A 13,807-nucleotide genomic window follows, 5' to 3' on the forward strand; every position below is an offset into this window, starting at 1 on the left:
CAAAATGTTTTGATTATCGTTCTGCTAGGATCGAATGGAGTTGACCTGTGGCGGAACGTCTGACGGAAACGAATTCCAAGCGCTCTAAGGAATTGGTCGAAACCGAAAGGCTGGTTGAGGGATGGAGTGGGTCGGTGCCAGATCCTGAAATCCTCGTCCGCTATGAGAGTATTATGCCTGGTGCGGTAGAGCGAATTTTGGATATGGCGGAGGAAGAGCAGAAGCAGAGAATATCACTTCAAATCGAGATTTTGAAAGCGGAAACGAAATCTCTGCTCTTGACGCGCATCGTAGCTTTCGGACTTCAGGTCTCTAGTATTCTACTTTCTGTCGCTATTTATATATACTCAGATCGGCCGAGTAGCCTCTTTTTTTCGATTGCTATTCTTGCCTTTCCGGCTCTTTCCGCATTGGTTGCATACTTCTTTTTCATGCGGAAACATGAGGGGGAAGAAGAATGAGTTCTCCCGATAAACTGATTTCCATGCTTGAGCGGGCTGCGCCGGTTCTTGAGAGTTTAAATAATCAGGAAGCAGCAAAAATTGCTTATCAGGAAATCGTCGATGCGTTGAAGGATGATCGAGAGCATCGCGCGACGGAGGCGGCTCGGCTCTGGGCGTATCGGAGATTTGCACTTCTTCTTGCTTTTTCGCTCGGGATTGGAACAATGTTAATAGCTGGTTTTAGCGTTTATAAATCCGGGAGTGTTTCCATTGGAACTGGATTGCTTCTGAGTTCAATACTGGCTCTTGGTTCTGCGTTTCTTTGGGGGTTCAGGCCACAAAAGGAACTGGATGGAAGCGCTTCGGCGTTCTCATTTTTGGCGAAAAGAAGCGAAACAAGGGGCAGTGATGGCTAGCCAATTTTCAGTAGAGTATATATAGCCCTGTAAGTGGAATTTCAGGGCGGTGATTTTCTTGTCCACTTCCCGACGATCTGCCCCAGCACCGCATCCGCTGCATACTCTGCATCCCTTGCCAGATCCAGCCTTTTGGGCAGCCTGACCTGCGGCACCAGCAGGAAGATTGGCACGGTGGCATGCCCGCGCCCGGTTTTCGATCTGGAGGCCACAGCGCGGCCCTTGGTATTCAACCGTCCTTCGGCGACCAGCAGGCTGGGCCCACGCCTGCGATAGACGAACCGCAGGCGCAGCCCGGTCCGCCGTTCCCATTCGCCCGGGGTAATCCGCCCGCCGCGCAGGGATTTCCCGGCGGCTTCCGTAGGGATCGCCAGCCAGAACCCGTCGCGCGAGCGGATCAGCGGTCCGGCATTATGGGCGCCGATGATCACCGGGGCCTTGAACCAGACCAGCGCGGTCGCGTTCAGGCTGTCCCCCGCCTTCGGATAGGTGGCATTGCGGATCGAATTCCCAAGGCGGCGCCCCAATCCCGCCCCGGTGATCTGCCCGCGCCATGCGGTCTTGAGGCCTGTGCCCGCCTCGCGCATGGCGCCGGTCACGGCCTTTTCGCCGGCCTCGATCTCGGCCTGCATCAGGGCGACCAGATCGGGGTCGATGTCGAGTTTCAGCCTCAAGTTGGCACCAATTCCACGGTCCAGATCAGCCGGTCGCGGTCGCGGAGCGGCTCACCCTGGATCGCATAACTGTCGGCACCGATGACGATCAGATCGCCCGGTCTGGGATCGGGCAGATCGCTGACCCGGATATCGGCGGTCAGGGTGTCGGACAGGATCCGCGCCGATCCGAACTCGGTGATCCGGTCCGGCGCGCGGCGGATCAGCCGGATCGGACGTTCTTCGCTGGTTCCGGCGGCGATCCAGACGGCTGGAGTGCCCATGTCGGGATGCGCGAAGATGCGGTCCAAGGCGGCGGCAAACGCGGTCATCAGTTCGAACTGTGCAGCCGGATCGCGAGGCGCGGGCGCTTGTTCACCGGCAGGATCGAGGATTCGGTCATCAGATCGACCCAGCGTCCCTTGGGGTCGAGATGCTGGCGGGCATAGAGTGGCAAGCCGATGGTATTGGCGGTTTCCAGGAGGTTCGCTGGTCCGCCATAGGTGGTGAAGGTGTCCATGGTGCCGGTCGGGAAGGCGATGCCCTCGTTCGCCGGGACCAGACGTTCCGATGCCTTGGTCGAGAGCGTCACAGCGCCCGCATATTCCTCGAAGAGGATGCCGGCGAAGGGGAAGTTGCGACGGACATCCTGCCTGAGCGGCTGGGCGCCAGTCGCGGCGTAGAACTTGTAGGCCTCCTCGGTCTTCGGGTGCGAGATCAGCTTGTCGAAGAACTCGCGACTGACCAGGGCATGGACGCCAGACATGCTCTCGCCCAGAAGATTGTCCTCGACGGCGCGCAGCACCTCGCGGACCTTGCCCTGAATGTTCGTGCCAGCGGTGCCCAGTGCGAAGTCGACGCTGATCTGCGCGATGCCGAATTCGGTGAAGTAATTGTAGAGGGTGGTCCCGGCCCCGTCCTTCACGATGCCGCGCAGGGCGTTCATCTCCATGTATTCGCGGGTCTGGGCGTGCTTGCGGCGCATCAAAGTGAGTTTCCGCGTCATCACCGCGACCAGCGGATCGGCCTCGTCCCCGGCACCGATGGCCGGAACACCCTGAATATCGGCTGGCAGAATGACATCGTCATGCGGAATCCAGGGCAGCGCGAAACTGCGCATGGCGCGACCCTCGCGCGATCCGACTGTGGCGGGACCGCCCAGCGGCACGGAGGGCAGGAGGCTCAGCACGCCTTCGATCTGTTCGATGATGACGCTGCGCTGGGAGACGCCCTCGAAGCGGAAGAGGCCCAGTTCTCCGAGGCGGGTATAGAGGTTCGGCAGGATATTGATGGCCTGCGTCATCTCGGCAAGCGAATAGCCGCCGGCATCGAAGGGATTGCGGAGGATGGTCATGGGAAAACCTTGTCGGAAAGGAGGGGAAAGGAGCGATGCCGTCGGGACGGTTCGCAACTGCCGCGCGGGTTCGTAACCCGTCAGGCGCTGTCGCGGATGACGATGCCCAGCGCGGTCAGTTCGGTGTGCTTGGTAGCGATCTTGGCCGCGTCATCGACACTGCCATCGTAGAAGAGGGCGTCGCGCGACAGGATCGCCGGGCCGCGCGCCAGAAGGATGCCGGTCGCTTCCGCAAGCCGCGTGTCGACCGGATAGAGCAGAATGCCCGCAGCGGTTTCTGCGCCATCGCTGCCGCCATGGCTGGCATATGTGTATTGGCCGCTGACGGTGATGCGGCCCAGAACCGCGCCTGCCGGGTATTCGGTGCCTTCGGCAAGGGTCACGGTCTCGCGGGTGTAATTCGAGTTCAGCTCATATTTGAGTGCATCGCCCATGCTGGGCGGCTGGGTCAGGACGGGCATGTGGGGATCTCCAAAGTGTCAGCAGCCGATCAGCGCTGGGCGCTGTCGGCGGATTTGCGGGCGGCAGTGACGAGCGGGCTCGGCTTGTTTGTGGGCGCGGGCGCGCTGGCCAGAATGCCGCTGGCATCGCTTCTGGCCGCGAGGCTGTCGAGGATCTGGCCGCGCAGCGCCTCGGGCTTCACCCCGCGCCGAAGGGCATCGGCGGCGTCCAGGGTGACACCCAGCTTGGCCGCCTGCGCGCAGATCGAGGCAACTTCGGCCGCCTCGGCGCGGATGGCATCGGCGGTGGCATCGACCTGGTTGGCAGTCGCTGCGGCGCCGGGCGTGGGCGATCCCGCCGTCGCTTGCTGTGCCGTCGGCGCGGCGGGTTGCTTCGGCGTGGCGGTGGTGCCGGGTGCGTCGGCTTGCGGGTCCGGCGTTTGGGCATCGGCATCCGTCTGATCGTTCATGATCATCTCCTGCTTTGGGTGGGGTGGTGAAAGGGTTTGGCGCTGCGGTGCGCGGCCGACCGGCAGAGCAGGGCGGTTGAGGCTATCGGCAAAGGTGCGAAAGGCGGCGCGGGGATCGGCCACGGCATCGGCGAGACCGGCGTCGACGGCGGGGGCACCCCGCAAGATCGCGGCGTCGGTGGCGAGCGCCGCGTCTTTGCTCAGCTTGGCGCCCCGCCCGGCAGCGACGGTCTCCGCGAAGAGGATGCGCAGATCCTCCAGTTCCGCCTGCAACCGGTCGCGGATGCCCTCTGGCAGCGCGGCATAGGGGTTGCCATCGGCCTTTCGGGCCCCGGCATGGATCAGCGTCACCGCCACGCCCTTCTGCGCCAGCATGCCGGACATGTCGGTATGCATGGTGATGACACCGATGCTGCCCGCCGCCCCGGTGCGGGGCAGGGTGATGCGGGTCGCCTGCGAGGCCAGTGCATAACCGGCCGAGAGCGCGTGTTCGGCGAGGAAAGCGTGCACCGGCTTTGCAGCCCGCGCGGCACGAATGCGGTCGGCGAGATCAAACGCGCCTGCGACCTCGCCACCGAAGCTGTCGATTTCCAGGGCGATGCCGCGAATGGCAGAGTCAGAAACCGCCGCGTCGATCTGGGCGGCAAGCCCCTCATAGGAAGTCAGCCCGGAGCTCTGACCGATCCAGGCGCCGCGATGGACCAGCGTTCCGGCAATGGCGATCACCGCCACGCCATCGATGATCGGGAAGGGCGCATCGGCGTTGTCACCATGGCGCTGGGCGAGGTCGCCGCCGATCAGCGACGCGCGGGCGGTTTGCCGGGCGTCGATCAAGTCCGGTTCTGCGACCGCTGCGTCAAAACTGATCTCTTGCCCGGTGATGCGGGGACCGAGGCCGGAGAGGAAGGCCAGCGCCTTGGCGGGTGCGATCATCAGCGGCGTGTCGAAGGCGCGCTGGGCGATCTGGGCATGATGCATCAGCGGTCCTCCTTGGGCTTGGTCTCGTCGTCGTCTGCGTCGGCGACACGGTCTTCGTCATCGTTTTTGCCGTCGCTGGTGTCCGTGCCACCACCAGTCGCCTCACCCTTCGGCCCCCGCGCGGGCGATCCAGGGCGGCGGAAATCGAGGCCCAGCGCCGCTTCGCGTTTGCGCTCCGCCGCAATCTCGCGGTCGACCTGCTCGGCGTCATAGCCGCGCTCGGAGATCGCCTGGCTGCGGGATTTGAGACCCGCCTCGATCTGCAGGATCTCGGCCGAGGCATCCTTCATCGGATCGACCCAGTCCCAGCGCGTTGGCAGCCAGCTGACCGCCTGAAACGCCCGCCGGTCGCGGTCATAGCCGGGCAGGTCGACGGCGCCGGACAGAACGGCCAGATCGAGCCAGCGCTGCCAGACCGGACGGCAGAGCTGATGGACAATCACGCTGTGCTGGATCGCCGAGACCCGGCGCCGGAAATCCAGCAGCGCCACGCGGGTGTTCGAGAAATTGCCGCGTGCCGCGTCGCCGGTCAGGTAAGGGTAGGGAATGCCCAGCGCCGCCGCGATCTGCAGCAAGGTGCGGTATTGAAACGGCTCATAGGTCGAGCCGGAATCCGGTGTGGCTGGGGTTGAAACATCCTCGCCCGGATCGAGACGGACGACCTGCCCCGGTTCGACCTCCAGATCCTCATCAGTCGGTTCCAGCGGGGTTTCCGGCGCGGGCGAAGTGATGAACATCGCGAACATCGCCGCGGTCTTCTTCCGCTCGAGTTCGGCATCGTCATAGAGATCCAGCGTGAAGAGCTTGACGATAGCCGGGGCGAAGCGGGAAACGCCGCGCAACTGTCCGGCCTCGACCGGATCAAGGACGTGAATGATGTCGCTGGCGGTCACGCGCACCGTTTCGCCCGCCAGCCCGGGATCGGTCATGTCGCCCGGGTGGCGGCGCAGCAGGTGATAGGCCACGCGGCGGCCGATGCCGTCGAACTCGATGCCCTGACGGATCGTGGCGCCGCCGGGCAGCTCCCGGTTCAGATCCATCGGCAGCATTTCCGAGGGCAGCATCTGCAGCTGCAGCGGCACGGACAGCCCGTCGTCGGGGCGTCGCGGACGCAGGCGCAGAAAAACCTCGCCCGCCAAGAACAGCTCGCGGGCGGCGCGGCGCTGAAGGCCGTAGAAATCCGTCAGCCCCTCGGCATCGGCCTCGTCGGTCCAGCCGAGCCAGAGCTTTTGCAGGCTCTCCTTCTGCGCGGCATCGGCAATCGATGACGAGGGCTTGATCCCGTCACCCACGACATTGCTGGCGAAGGCCTCGACGGCGCCCGCCGCATAGCCATTGTTCCGTGCCAGCCAGCGGGCACGGGCCGTGATGGTCTCGCCCGCCCCGGCGATCAGCGTGTTGACATGCGCCCGGCTGGCGCGGAACCCGCGCAAGCGCCGGTGCGATTGCGCCGCGTCAAACCCGCCGATGATCGCGCCGAGGCGCTGACGGATGCCGTCGAATGACATGGCTCAGAGCCCCTTGGTCGCGACGGTGCCCCAGCGCCTGCGCCGCGCGGCGCCCGTTGCGCGGCCGATCCGGGCCTCCAGATCGGCAATGGCAGTGGCCAGTTCCGTGTCCGAGCCATAGGCCAGGGTCTTGCCGTCATAGCTGACGCTGCGCAGCCCGCTGAACCGGGCCTCCTGCAGCGTCGAAAGCAGCGCCCGCATCCGGTCGATCTCCATTTCTCACCTCATGAAACGCGGTGTGTAAGTCTGCCGCTTGCGGCGTGGTGTGTTCGGCGGGGCGCCTGCCTGACGCGCGGGCGGGTCAGGCGTCAGTGCTTGTTCACCTGCGGTACTGGCACCGACGCCGCCGGCATCCGGTACCGGCGGCGAAACGCCCGCCTGCTCCTCCAGCTGCCGCCACATGCGCTCGTCCCAGCGATCGGCGCCCATGATCCAGGCCGCAGCGCGGGCATAGACGCGGGTATCCAGCGCCTCGTTGCGCTCGCGCAGCTTCTGCCATTCCTGACGCCCGTAGCCGCGCTTGTTGCGGACCGTGACCAGCTGTTCGGCCACGAGCTGCTTCAGCCATTCGCTGTCGGCCCAGTCCGGCAGATGGATCATGCCCGTCGGATCGGGCTGGCCCGCTGCACGCTCGTCATCCGTCGGTCGTTCCAGCCGCAAAAACCGATAGGTCTCGATCTTGAAGGTCGCCGTGGCCACCGACCAGAGCCGCGCGCCCCGGCGCAAGCGCCTCCCGCCCACGGTGGCGTCGACGAATGTCGGCCCCGAGACCGGCGTTGCCCGGTTGAAGCCCTCGAGCCCCTTGACCGGCGCGACCTGTTCGAACCCCTGCGCCCTCGCCCAGGCATAGACCGCTGCCGCCTCATAGCCGGTATCGATGGCGAGCTTGGCAATCGGCATGACCGCGCCATGTTCGTGCTGCCATGTGCGGCCGAGGAGCTTCGTCAGTTCCGCCCAGGCGGCGGGGCTGTCCGGCCCGCCGGGAATGACGATGTGATCGACGAGCCAGCTCTGCAGGCCCCGACCCCAGGCCCAGATATCGACCTCGATCCGGTCCTTCTGGATGTCGGCACCAGCCGTCAGAAACAGCCCGCCCTCGGGGATCTGGGCACCGAAAACTTCGCGCCGGTCGGCCAGCCGCTGCCATTCCGGCGCCTCGCCGCGTTCGACCCATGTCTCGCCCAGCAGCGTGTTGCGCGCTGCCCGCAGCATCTCGTCATTGCCCTGGGCGGCCAGCCATTCCCGGGCGATCTGCTCCCAGCTCTTCCAGCCGATGGGCGAATAAAGCGCCGAGAGGTGATAGCCGACGTGATGCGGGTCAGTCGCAACAGCCGTCGCGCGCCATTCGCCCGCCTCCAGCATGGCGGTCTTGTGATGCTCGGCGATCAGTTTATCGCAGGCGTTGCAGGCATAGGCGGCCGTTTCCGGTCGGCCCTTCTCCCAGCGCAGCCGTTCGAATTCCAGCCACTGCATCGCCCCGCAATGCGGGCAGGGGACAAAGAAGCGTCGCTGATCGGACGCCTCGAATTCCTGCTCGATCCGGCTCAGTCCCCGGATGGTCGGGGTCGAGACCAGAAACACCTTTCGGCGATGCGCGAAGGTCGTGCTGCGCGCCTCGGCCAGCGTCACCGGATCGCCCTCCTCGTCAGCCGAGGGCGGATAGGCGTCGATCTCGTCCAGAAACAGATAGCGCGCGGGCATGGACCGCAGGCCCGTGGCCGAGTTCGCCCCGGTCAGGACCAGGATGCCGCCGGGGAATTCCTTGGACAGCATCGAGTTCCCGGCATCGCGGGACCGGGCCGGGCTGACCCGTTCGCGCAAGGCGGGACTGTCGGCGATCAGCGGATCGAGCCGCCCGCGTGAGGCGCGCTTGGCCATCTCCACCGTCGGCAGCACCGCCAGCATCGGCCCCGGCGCGTGATGGATGACGAAGCCGATCCAGTTATTCCCAGCCTCGGTCGCCCCCACCTGCGCCGCTTTCATGAAGCTGATCCGCTGCGCCGGATGGCCGGGCGAGAGCGCATCCATGATCTCGCTGAGATACGGCGTCCGGGCGGTGCGATAGCGCCCGGGTTCTGCCGCCGCCCGCGAGGACAGCCAGCGATGCCTGTCGGCCCATTCCGACACGGTCAGATCGGGATCGGGCCGGATCCCGCGCGACCAGGCGCGCAGCATGTCCTCGGCGCCGTCGAAGCTCAGATCGGGTGCGATATCTTCATCATCGGTCCCATCGTCATGGGTCAAGCGCGACCTTGAGATCGGCGAGGGCGGTGAGCTGGTCTCGGACATGGGTTTCCAACACCCTCTGCAGCACGCCGGTGCCGATGCTGATCGCTTCCCCGGTGGTCTTTTCCATCTCTGCCGAGAGTTCCGCCGCCATGATCGCGGCGACGCGGGCGGGCCAGGTCACCCAGGCATCGCGCTCCTGCCGCGCCAGCCGGAAGACCAGCGTTTCGGCCCGCGCCCGGTCGACCAGCACGCCCTTCTTCTTCTGGATGGCGATCTGGCGTTCCTGCGCCTGATAGACCGTCAGCGCCGTCCGGGCCTTCAGATAGGAGGACGAGTCGCCTGGGCCGGAGATCGATGGGGCGGCGAGGTTGTCGGCGGCGCGGGTCGTCCTTTCCGGCATCGCTGCCTGCCGCGCGGTGCCGCCCTTTGCCCGATTCTGCTGATCGGGATCGGTCGTGGCCGCGCGGCGGGCGTCCGATGCTGCCGCATCGATGGAACCGTCGGCAAAGAGGACCAGCCTGCCGCTCTTCCGCGCCTTCTGGATCGCCCCGCGCGACAGCCCGGCATGGGCGGCATAGGCCCGCTCGCTCATGCCCTGCATGGAAAACCCGTCTGAAGATGATGGTGATGTGCATCAGAAAGCACTGTTCTTGCTCCGAATTCTCTACACTTCAGGGCGCGCCAGAGCGATGCTGCATCAACGAAACGATGCACCCGGAGACCGGAATGACCAGCAAACCCGCCCGCACCAATGACGCCGCCCTTGCCGCCTTCATCGCGAAGAAGGCCGAGATCGACGCCATGCTGGCCCGGTTGCAGACTTTCAGCGAGGACCACTTTGGCATCGATCCCGAGCGGCTGAACTGGGGTCACGTTGGCAGCCTCGACTATCAGGCGAACCTGCTGAAGCAGATCAGCGATTTTTCCTTTGGCGAAGGCGAACACGCCGCCTGATCGACAGGCAACTGACACGTACCAAGCCCCGCGCCAAGCGGGGCCCGCATCCGTAGAAGCCTACCGCGACCTGCGGCGGCGATCCACGGAGCCAGCAATGACCAAACTCACCGACACGCAGACCCTGATCCTGACACGCGCCAGCGCCCGGCCCGGCAATCTCGCATTGCCGCTGCCCGACGGGCTGCACGGCGCGGCAGCGAAGATGGCCATTGGCCGGATGGTGAAACTTGGCCTGATCAAGGAGGTCGAGGCCAACACCCGGCGTGGCGAACCGCTCTGGCGCGAGACCGGCGACGGGCACGGCACGACGCTGATCGCCACCGAGGCCGGGTTGGCGGCCATCGGCATCGATCCTGTGGTGGTCAAGACCATGGCGGGGCTGCGCGATGCCAAGCCCGAGGCCATCGCCGCAGCCCAGCGCCCCGGCACAAAACGGGCCCAGCTGATCGCCATGCTGCAGGCGAAGGACGGCGCGACCATCGCCGAGATTGCTGAGGCGACGGGATGGCAGGCACATTCGATTAGGGGCGCCATTTCCGGATCTCTGAAAAAGAAGCTGGGGCTGACCGTCACCTCAGAAAAACTCGCTGAGAGGGGCAGGGTCTATCGGCTTGCCGGGCATTTTGACGCTACGATCAGCTAGGGTTAGCGCCTCATATGGCGGCAATGCGGGACAGAACTTACCTTCGCTGCGCTTGGCGAATTGTCAGCATCGGCGTGACACGGCCCCTCGAGCCGCAGGTCATCGTGAACTTTTCTATGTATGCCGATTACCTCGGTCGTTTGCCGAGAACTTCCTTGAGCGGCGTCTTCATCACGCCGCATTCATCAGAGTTCTCGCCTTCGCGCGTGATGAACTGGGCTATCTCTTCTTCACTTCGTTCACCAACCGGCGCGGCATCGCCCGCCCAACCGCACTCCGAGCATAAAGGCCTCTCAAAGATTACCTCAGGGTTATTCGGGTCCAAGCCCTCCTCGGGAAAAAGGCGGTGGGACTCACAGGCGGGGCATTGGTCAGGGACGCCGCGCAGGTGCCGGACGCAGATTGACGTTGCCATGCCAATGGCGTGAGATACAGCATTTGTAGCGACTTCGGCGTCCATCCACTTCCCAGACTGGGAATGTGTCAGCCAGTTCACATAGTCCCACGTCTCTTTTAACGTTGTCTTGATTAGGCGCCGACGTTCCCGGTTGTCGGCCCCGCTAAGAAACGCGTCAAATATCCTTTCCACCCATAACTTGAAGTTCGAGCGTTGGGGAAGATCTTGTTCGGGCCAGTCGTATGCGTCCTGTGCAGCGTGTACGAACGCTAGTAGGTTCTCACGGCACCGGACTCCGATTGCTCGAAACGCCCCCGGGTCATTTGCCTGCGCCAGCGCGGCCTCGCATTGCCCGATAGCGTGCAGGACACTCGTGAAAGGTCGCACGCTCTCGACGTCCACCTGCTTCACGTCGTTGCGGGGTATGCGTAGGCAGAGACCCATGTGAAACGTGATAGCAAGATCCAAGTTGGGGAACTGCTCCTGCGAGTAGAGGTTCGTCGGGTTCGTAATTACCCACCACCGGCCATCGCTCGCGTGTATGTCCCAGACCGCATGTGTATGCCCGATGACAGACTCGGCGTAGACCTTTTGTGCGAACCTGACTTCTGTGCCTTCGGGTGACTGCCCGAGATAGTAGTCGATGACCTCTCGCTTTTCTTCGTCTGTGAATTCCAGCATTCGCATTCTCCGCTATGGGCACATGATACCGCTCTGGATTTCGAGGAGATAGAGGGTCAGGCCAAATACGGAATAACTTGCGAGTTCCTTGGGTAATATGGGCTCACAGCCGCGATTCACCTAGAATCTTCGGACATCCTCCAGCAGTTGATGCGCCAGAGTTCTGAGCGCATGCGCCGCAACCAGGGGGACCACGCCATTGCCACAGAGGCGGAGCCGGTCCACCCTGTTGGCCAGCCCATCAGAGCCTCGACGAACAGCGGGTTCAGCGTCCGGCGCTGATCGCAAGTATCGTTGCCAGCCATCGGCGTCGTGAGGACCTGGCGGCCAAGGAGGCCGTTCACCGGCGTGTTCGCCAGCGTCGTCGCCCCGTCCTTGTGGTCGCGCGCCGTGGGCGTCATCCACATCTGGCTGGCATGGGTCAGATCGGCCGATTTGCGGTTGCCCGCGCTCGGTTTCACGCCATCCGTCGCCAGCGGCGTCGGCCATTGCGCGGCGGTCGTCGCAAGGTTCATCCCGTGCTTGCCCGCCGCCTGCGACGGCGTCGGTCTGGTCTGCCGGTTCTCGTTGGCACTGGCCCTCGGTGTTGGCCAGAGGCGCAGCATCTCGGTCCGGTTCCCGCCGCTCGAACGGGTGCCAGAGCAGGCGCGCGGGGTCGGCCAACTCGTCGCCTTCGCGGATGGCGAGGATGAAGAGGCGCTCCCGGCGATGCGGGGCGCCGACTTCCGCCGCCGTAAACAATCCCGCCGCAAGGCGGTAGCCCATGCCGACCAGTCCTCGGGCGACTTCGGGGAAGCCAAGGCGGAGATGATGGGCGACGTTTTCGAGGAAGACGAAGGGCGGCTCGACCTCGCCGATGATCCGGGCGACATGCGGCCAGAGGTGGCGCGGGTCGTCCGCACCCCGGCGCTTGCCCGCCACGGAGAACGGCTGGCACGGATAGCCTGCAGAGACGATATCCACCGCGCCGCGCCAAGGCTTGCCGTCGAAGGAGGCAATGTCGTCCCAGACAACAGCCTGATCCAGGGTCGCGTCCGCCATCCGCGCCACGAGAGTGGCTGCGGCGTAGGTTTCCCGTTCGACATGGCCCACAGCTCGATATCCAGGCAGGGCGAGGGTGAGGCCGAGATCGATCCCGCCCGCGCCGGAGCAGAGGGACAGGCCGAAAAGGCATGCGTCATCGGCCCCGGAAACGCGTTCGGGGGCAGGTAAAGCCAGGTCATTCATGGTCTCAGCGTCGGGAGGTTGTCAGGTCGGCGAAGGTCTGATCGGTGCCGTCCAGCACCGCCATCTGCCCGGTCAGGTTCTGCCAGCGGGTGATGGCGACATCGACATAGGCGGGGTTCAGCTCGATCCCGTAGCAAACCCGGCCGGTGGTCTCAGCGGCGATCAGAGTGGTGCCTGAGCCCATGAAGGGCTCGTAAATGGCCTGCCCGGGGCTGGAATTGTTCAGGATCGGCCGGCGCATGCATTCGACCGGCTTCTGGGTGCCGTGCACCGTTTCCGCATCCTGATCCTTGTTCGCGATCTGCCAGAGCGTCGTCTGCTTCCGGTCCCCGGCCCAGTGACCCTTGCCGCGCTTCTTCACGGCATACCAGCAGGGTTCGTGCTGCCAGTGATAGTCGCCCCGGCTCAGCACCAGCCGGTCCTTGGCCCAGATGATCTGTGAGCGGATGTCGAACCCCGCCGCGATCAGGCTGTCGGCGACCGTGGTTGCATGCAGCGCCCCATGCCAGACATAGGCGACATCGCCCGGAAACAGCGCCCAGGCCTCGCGCCAGTCGGCGCGGTCATCGTTCAGCACCTTGCCGGTGCGCTTGGTCTTGGCGGCGCCGGTCTGGTTCCTCCAGGCCGGATCATATTCCACGCCATAGGGCGGGTCGGTCACCATCAGCAGCGGCCGGACATCGCCGAGCAGTTTTGCCACCACATCGGCGGCGGTGCTGTCGCCGCAGATCAGCCGGTGGTCACCCAGCCGCCAGAGATCGCCCGGCACCGAGACCGGGTTGACGGGCGGTTCCGGCACCTCGTCCTCGCCCTCGGCTGCGCCGTCATCCGCCAGATCAGGATCCTGCAGCAGGGCCTCCAACTCGTCCTCGGCGAAGCCCAGTAGCGACAGGTCGAAATCGTCGGCCAGCAGTCCAGCCACTTCGTCCCGCAGCAAGGCCTCGTCCCAGTCACCAAGTTCCGTCAGCTTGTTGTCGGCAATGCGGTAGGCCCGCCGCTCCGCCTCGTCGAGATGCCCGAGCCGGATTACCGGCACCTCCGCAAGCCCCAGTTCCGTCGCCGCCAGCACGCGACCATGACCTGCGATCAGCTCGCCATCGTCCCCGACCATGCAGGGCACGGTCCAGCCGAACCGCGCCATGCTGGCGGCGATGCGAGCCACCTGATCGGGCCCGTGCATCTTGGCGTTCCGGGCATAGGGGCGCAGCCGCTCGATCGGCCAGAACTCGATCTGGCGCGGCGCAAAGGCGAGGTCCATGGGGCAGGGTGATCCTGTGGTTTTGGGTGGCTTCCAGCAGGTGGCTTCCTGCTGGCTTCCTTTCGGGGTGGCTTCCGCGATGTGGCTTCTGGAATCCACCGGGAATCCAGGAGGGATCCACCCCTTGGCGACGATCAAGCCTTTGTTTTATTG

Annotated in this window: 16 protein-coding genes and 1 pseudogene; 4 read left to right on the forward strand and 13 right to left on the reverse strand. The window is 64.7% G+C overall.

What is annotated here, in order from left to right:
• The first annotated feature begins 47 nt into the window (after nt 1-47).
• Both H4P12_RS16810 and H4P12_RS16815 read left to right on the forward strand, forming a co-directional pair.
• On the forward strand, nt 48-461 hold the full coding sequence (locus H4P12_RS16810) for a DUF2335 domain-containing protein (protein ID WP_187794814.1): 414 nt from the start codon (nt 48-50) through the stop codon (nt 459-461).
• Nucleotides 458-859, forward strand: coding sequence for a hypothetical protein (locus H4P12_RS16815; protein ID WP_187794815.1), 402 nt, complete (start codon nt 458-460; stop codon nt 857-859). The genes H4P12_RS16810 and H4P12_RS16815 overlap by 4 nt, the downstream gene beginning before the upstream one ends.
• A gap of 41 nt (nt 860-900) precedes the next feature.
• Here H4P12_RS16815 and H4P12_RS16820 read toward each other — a convergent pair whose 3' ends face one another.
• From H4P12_RS16820 to H4P12_RS16860, 9 genes are all read right to left on the reverse strand, one after another.
• Entirely contained in the window at nt 901-1,533 is a 633-nt protein-coding gene (locus tag H4P12_RS16820) for a DUF6441 family protein (RefSeq protein ID WP_187794816.1), read from the reverse strand.
• A complete protein-coding gene (locus tag H4P12_RS16825; RefSeq protein WP_187794817.1) occupies nt 1,530-1,844 on the reverse strand; it encodes a head-tail joining protein in 315 nt (104 codons plus the stop codon). Before H4P12_RS16825 ends, H4P12_RS16820 begins: the two co-directional genes overlap by 4 nt.
• Entirely contained in the window at nt 1,844-2,866 is a 1,023-nt protein-coding gene (locus H4P12_RS16830) for a major capsid protein (protein WP_187794818.1), read from the reverse strand. Before H4P12_RS16830 ends, H4P12_RS16825 begins: the two co-directional genes overlap by 1 nt.
• An 80-nt stretch (nt 2,867-2,946) precedes the next feature.
• Nucleotides 2,947-3,327 (reverse strand): head decoration protein, encoded by a 381-nt coding sequence (locus tag H4P12_RS16835; protein WP_187794819.1) that lies wholly within the window; start codon nt 3,325-3,327, stop codon nt 2,947-2,949.
• Between the two features lie 29 nt (nt 3,328-3,356).
• The gene (locus H4P12_RS16840) at nt 3,357-4,754 is read right to left on the reverse strand and encodes a S49 family peptidase (RefSeq protein WP_187794820.1); all 1,398 of its coding nucleotides are present in this window, start codon (nt 4,752-4,754) and stop codon (nt 3,357-3,359) included.
• Complete coding sequence (locus tag H4P12_RS16845) at nt 4,754-6,262, reverse strand: phage portal protein (protein ID WP_187794821.1); 1,509 nt, start codon at nt 6,260-6,262, stop codon at nt 4,754-4,756. Before H4P12_RS16845 ends, H4P12_RS16840 begins: the two co-directional genes overlap by 1 nt.
• Before the next feature lie 3 nt (nt 6,263-6,265).
• Nucleotides 6,266-6,478: a phage head-tail joining protein gene (locus H4P12_RS16850; RefSeq protein ID WP_187794822.1), complete on the reverse strand. Its 213-nt coding sequence runs from the start codon at nt 6,476-6,478 to the stop codon at nt 6,266-6,268.
• Between the two features lie 3 nt (nt 6,479-6,481).
• On the reverse strand, nt 6,482-8,551 hold the full coding sequence (locus tag H4P12_RS16855; RefSeq protein WP_187794823.1) for a phage terminase large subunit family protein: 2,070 nt from the start codon (nt 8,549-8,551) through the stop codon (nt 6,482-6,484).
• Entirely contained in the window at nt 8,496-9,092 is a 597-nt protein-coding gene (locus H4P12_RS16860) for a hypothetical protein (RefSeq protein ID WP_187794824.1), read from the reverse strand. The genes H4P12_RS16855 and H4P12_RS16860 overlap by 56 nt, the downstream gene beginning before the upstream one ends.
• 125 nt (nt 9,093-9,217) lie before the next feature.
• Here H4P12_RS16860 and H4P12_RS16865 point away from each other — a divergent pair, with 125 nt between their 5' ends.
• Entirely contained in the window at nt 9,218-9,445 is a 228-nt protein-coding gene (locus H4P12_RS16865) for a hypothetical protein (RefSeq protein ID WP_187794825.1), read from the forward strand.
• Nucleotides 9,446-9,542: 97 nt separating this feature from the next.
• Nucleotides 9,543-10,091, forward strand: a complete 549-nt coding sequence (locus tag H4P12_RS16870) for a DUF3489 domain-containing protein (protein ID WP_187794826.1) — start codon at nt 9,543-9,545, stop codon at nt 10,089-10,091.
• Nucleotides 10,092-10,218: 127 nt separating this feature from the next.
• Here the strand turns inward: H4P12_RS16870 and H4P12_RS16875 are convergent, their stop codons facing one another.
• The 4 genes and pseudogenes from H4P12_RS16875 to H4P12_RS16885 all read right to left on the reverse strand — a co-directional run bounded on the left by H4P12_RS16875 (nt 10,219) and on the right by H4P12_RS16885 (nt 13,654).
• Nucleotides 10,219-11,169 (reverse strand): hypothetical protein, encoded by a 951-nt coding sequence (locus H4P12_RS16875; protein ID WP_187794827.1) that lies wholly within the window; start codon nt 11,167-11,169, stop codon nt 10,219-10,221.
• Between the two features lie 116 nt (nt 11,170-11,285).
• Nucleotides 11,286-11,774, reverse strand: coding sequence for a hypothetical protein (locus H4P12_RS18875; protein ID WP_246449354.1), 489 nt, complete (start codon nt 11,772-11,774; stop codon nt 11,286-11,288).
• A gap of 112 nt (nt 11,775-11,886) precedes the next feature.
• Nucleotides 11,887-12,396, reverse strand: a pseudogene (locus tag H4P12_RS18880) (DNA cytosine methyltransferase); the annotation flags it as partial.
• A 4-nt stretch (nt 12,397-12,400) separates the two neighbouring features.
• The gene (locus H4P12_RS16885; protein ID WP_187794829.1) at nt 12,401-13,654 is read right to left on the reverse strand and encodes a site-specific DNA-methyltransferase; all 1,254 of its coding nucleotides are present in this window, start codon (nt 13,652-13,654) and stop codon (nt 12,401-12,403) included.
• Nucleotides 13,655-13,807 lie beyond the last annotated feature (153 nt).

This window comes from Paracoccus amoyensis (assembly GCF_014490725.1).
Taxonomy (GTDB): domain Bacteria; phylum Pseudomonadota; class Alphaproteobacteria; order Rhodobacterales; family Rhodobacteraceae; genus Paracoccus; species Paracoccus amoyensis.

Excerpts from the sequence above, each read along its gene's own strand:
- H4P12_RS16845 (WP_187794821.1), bottom strand. The coding sequence starts at position 6,262 with ATGTCATTCGACGGCATCCGTCAGCGCCTCGGCGCGATCATCGGCGGG.
- H4P12_RS16855 (WP_187794823.1), bottom strand. The coding sequence starts at position 8,551 with ATGTCCGAGACCAGCTCACCGCCCTCGCCGATCTCAAGGTCGCGCTTG.
- H4P12_RS16865 (WP_187794825.1), top strand. The coding sequence starts at position 9,218 with ATGACCAGCAAACCCGCCCGCACCAATGACGCCGCCCTTGCCGCCTTC.
- H4P12_RS16850 (WP_187794822.1), bottom strand. The coding sequence starts at position 6,478 with ATGGAGATCGACCGGATGCGGGCGCTGCTTTCGACGCTGCAGGAGGCC.
- H4P12_RS16870 (WP_187794826.1), top strand. The coding sequence starts at position 9,543 with ATGACCAAACTCACCGACACGCAGACCCTGATCCTGACACGCGCCAGC.
- H4P12_RS16825 (WP_187794817.1), bottom strand. The coding sequence starts at position 1,844 with ATGACCGCGTTTGCCGCCGCCTTGGACCGCATCTTCGCGCATCCCGAC.
- H4P12_RS16830 (WP_187794818.1), bottom strand. The coding sequence starts at position 2,866 with ATGACCATCCTCCGCAATCCCTTCGATGCCGGCGGCTATTCGCTTGCC.
- H4P12_RS16835 (WP_187794819.1), bottom strand. The coding sequence starts at position 3,327 with ATGCCCGTCCTGACCCAGCCGCCCAGCATGGGCGATGCACTCAAATAT.
- H4P12_RS16860 (WP_187794824.1), bottom strand. The coding sequence starts at position 9,092 with ATGCAGGGCATGAGCGAGCGGGCCTATGCCGCCCATGCCGGGCTGTCG.
- H4P12_RS18875 (WP_246449354.1), bottom strand. The coding sequence starts at position 11,774 with ATGCTGCGCCTCTGGCCAACACCGAGGGCCAGTGCCAACGAGAACCGG.
- H4P12_RS16815 (WP_187794815.1), top strand. The coding sequence starts at position 458 with ATGAGTTCTCCCGATAAACTGATTTCCATGCTTGAGCGGGCTGCGCCG.
- H4P12_RS16840 (WP_187794820.1), bottom strand. The coding sequence starts at position 4,754 with ATGCATCATGCCCAGATCGCCCAGCGCGCCTTCGACACGCCGCTGATG.
- H4P12_RS16875 (WP_187794827.1), bottom strand. The coding sequence starts at position 11,169 with ATGCTGGAATTCACAGACGAAGAAAAGCGAGAGGTCATCGACTACTAT.
- H4P12_RS16885 (WP_187794829.1), bottom strand. The coding sequence starts at position 13,654 with ATGGACCTCGCCTTTGCGCCGCGCCAGATCGAGTTCTGGCCGATCGAG.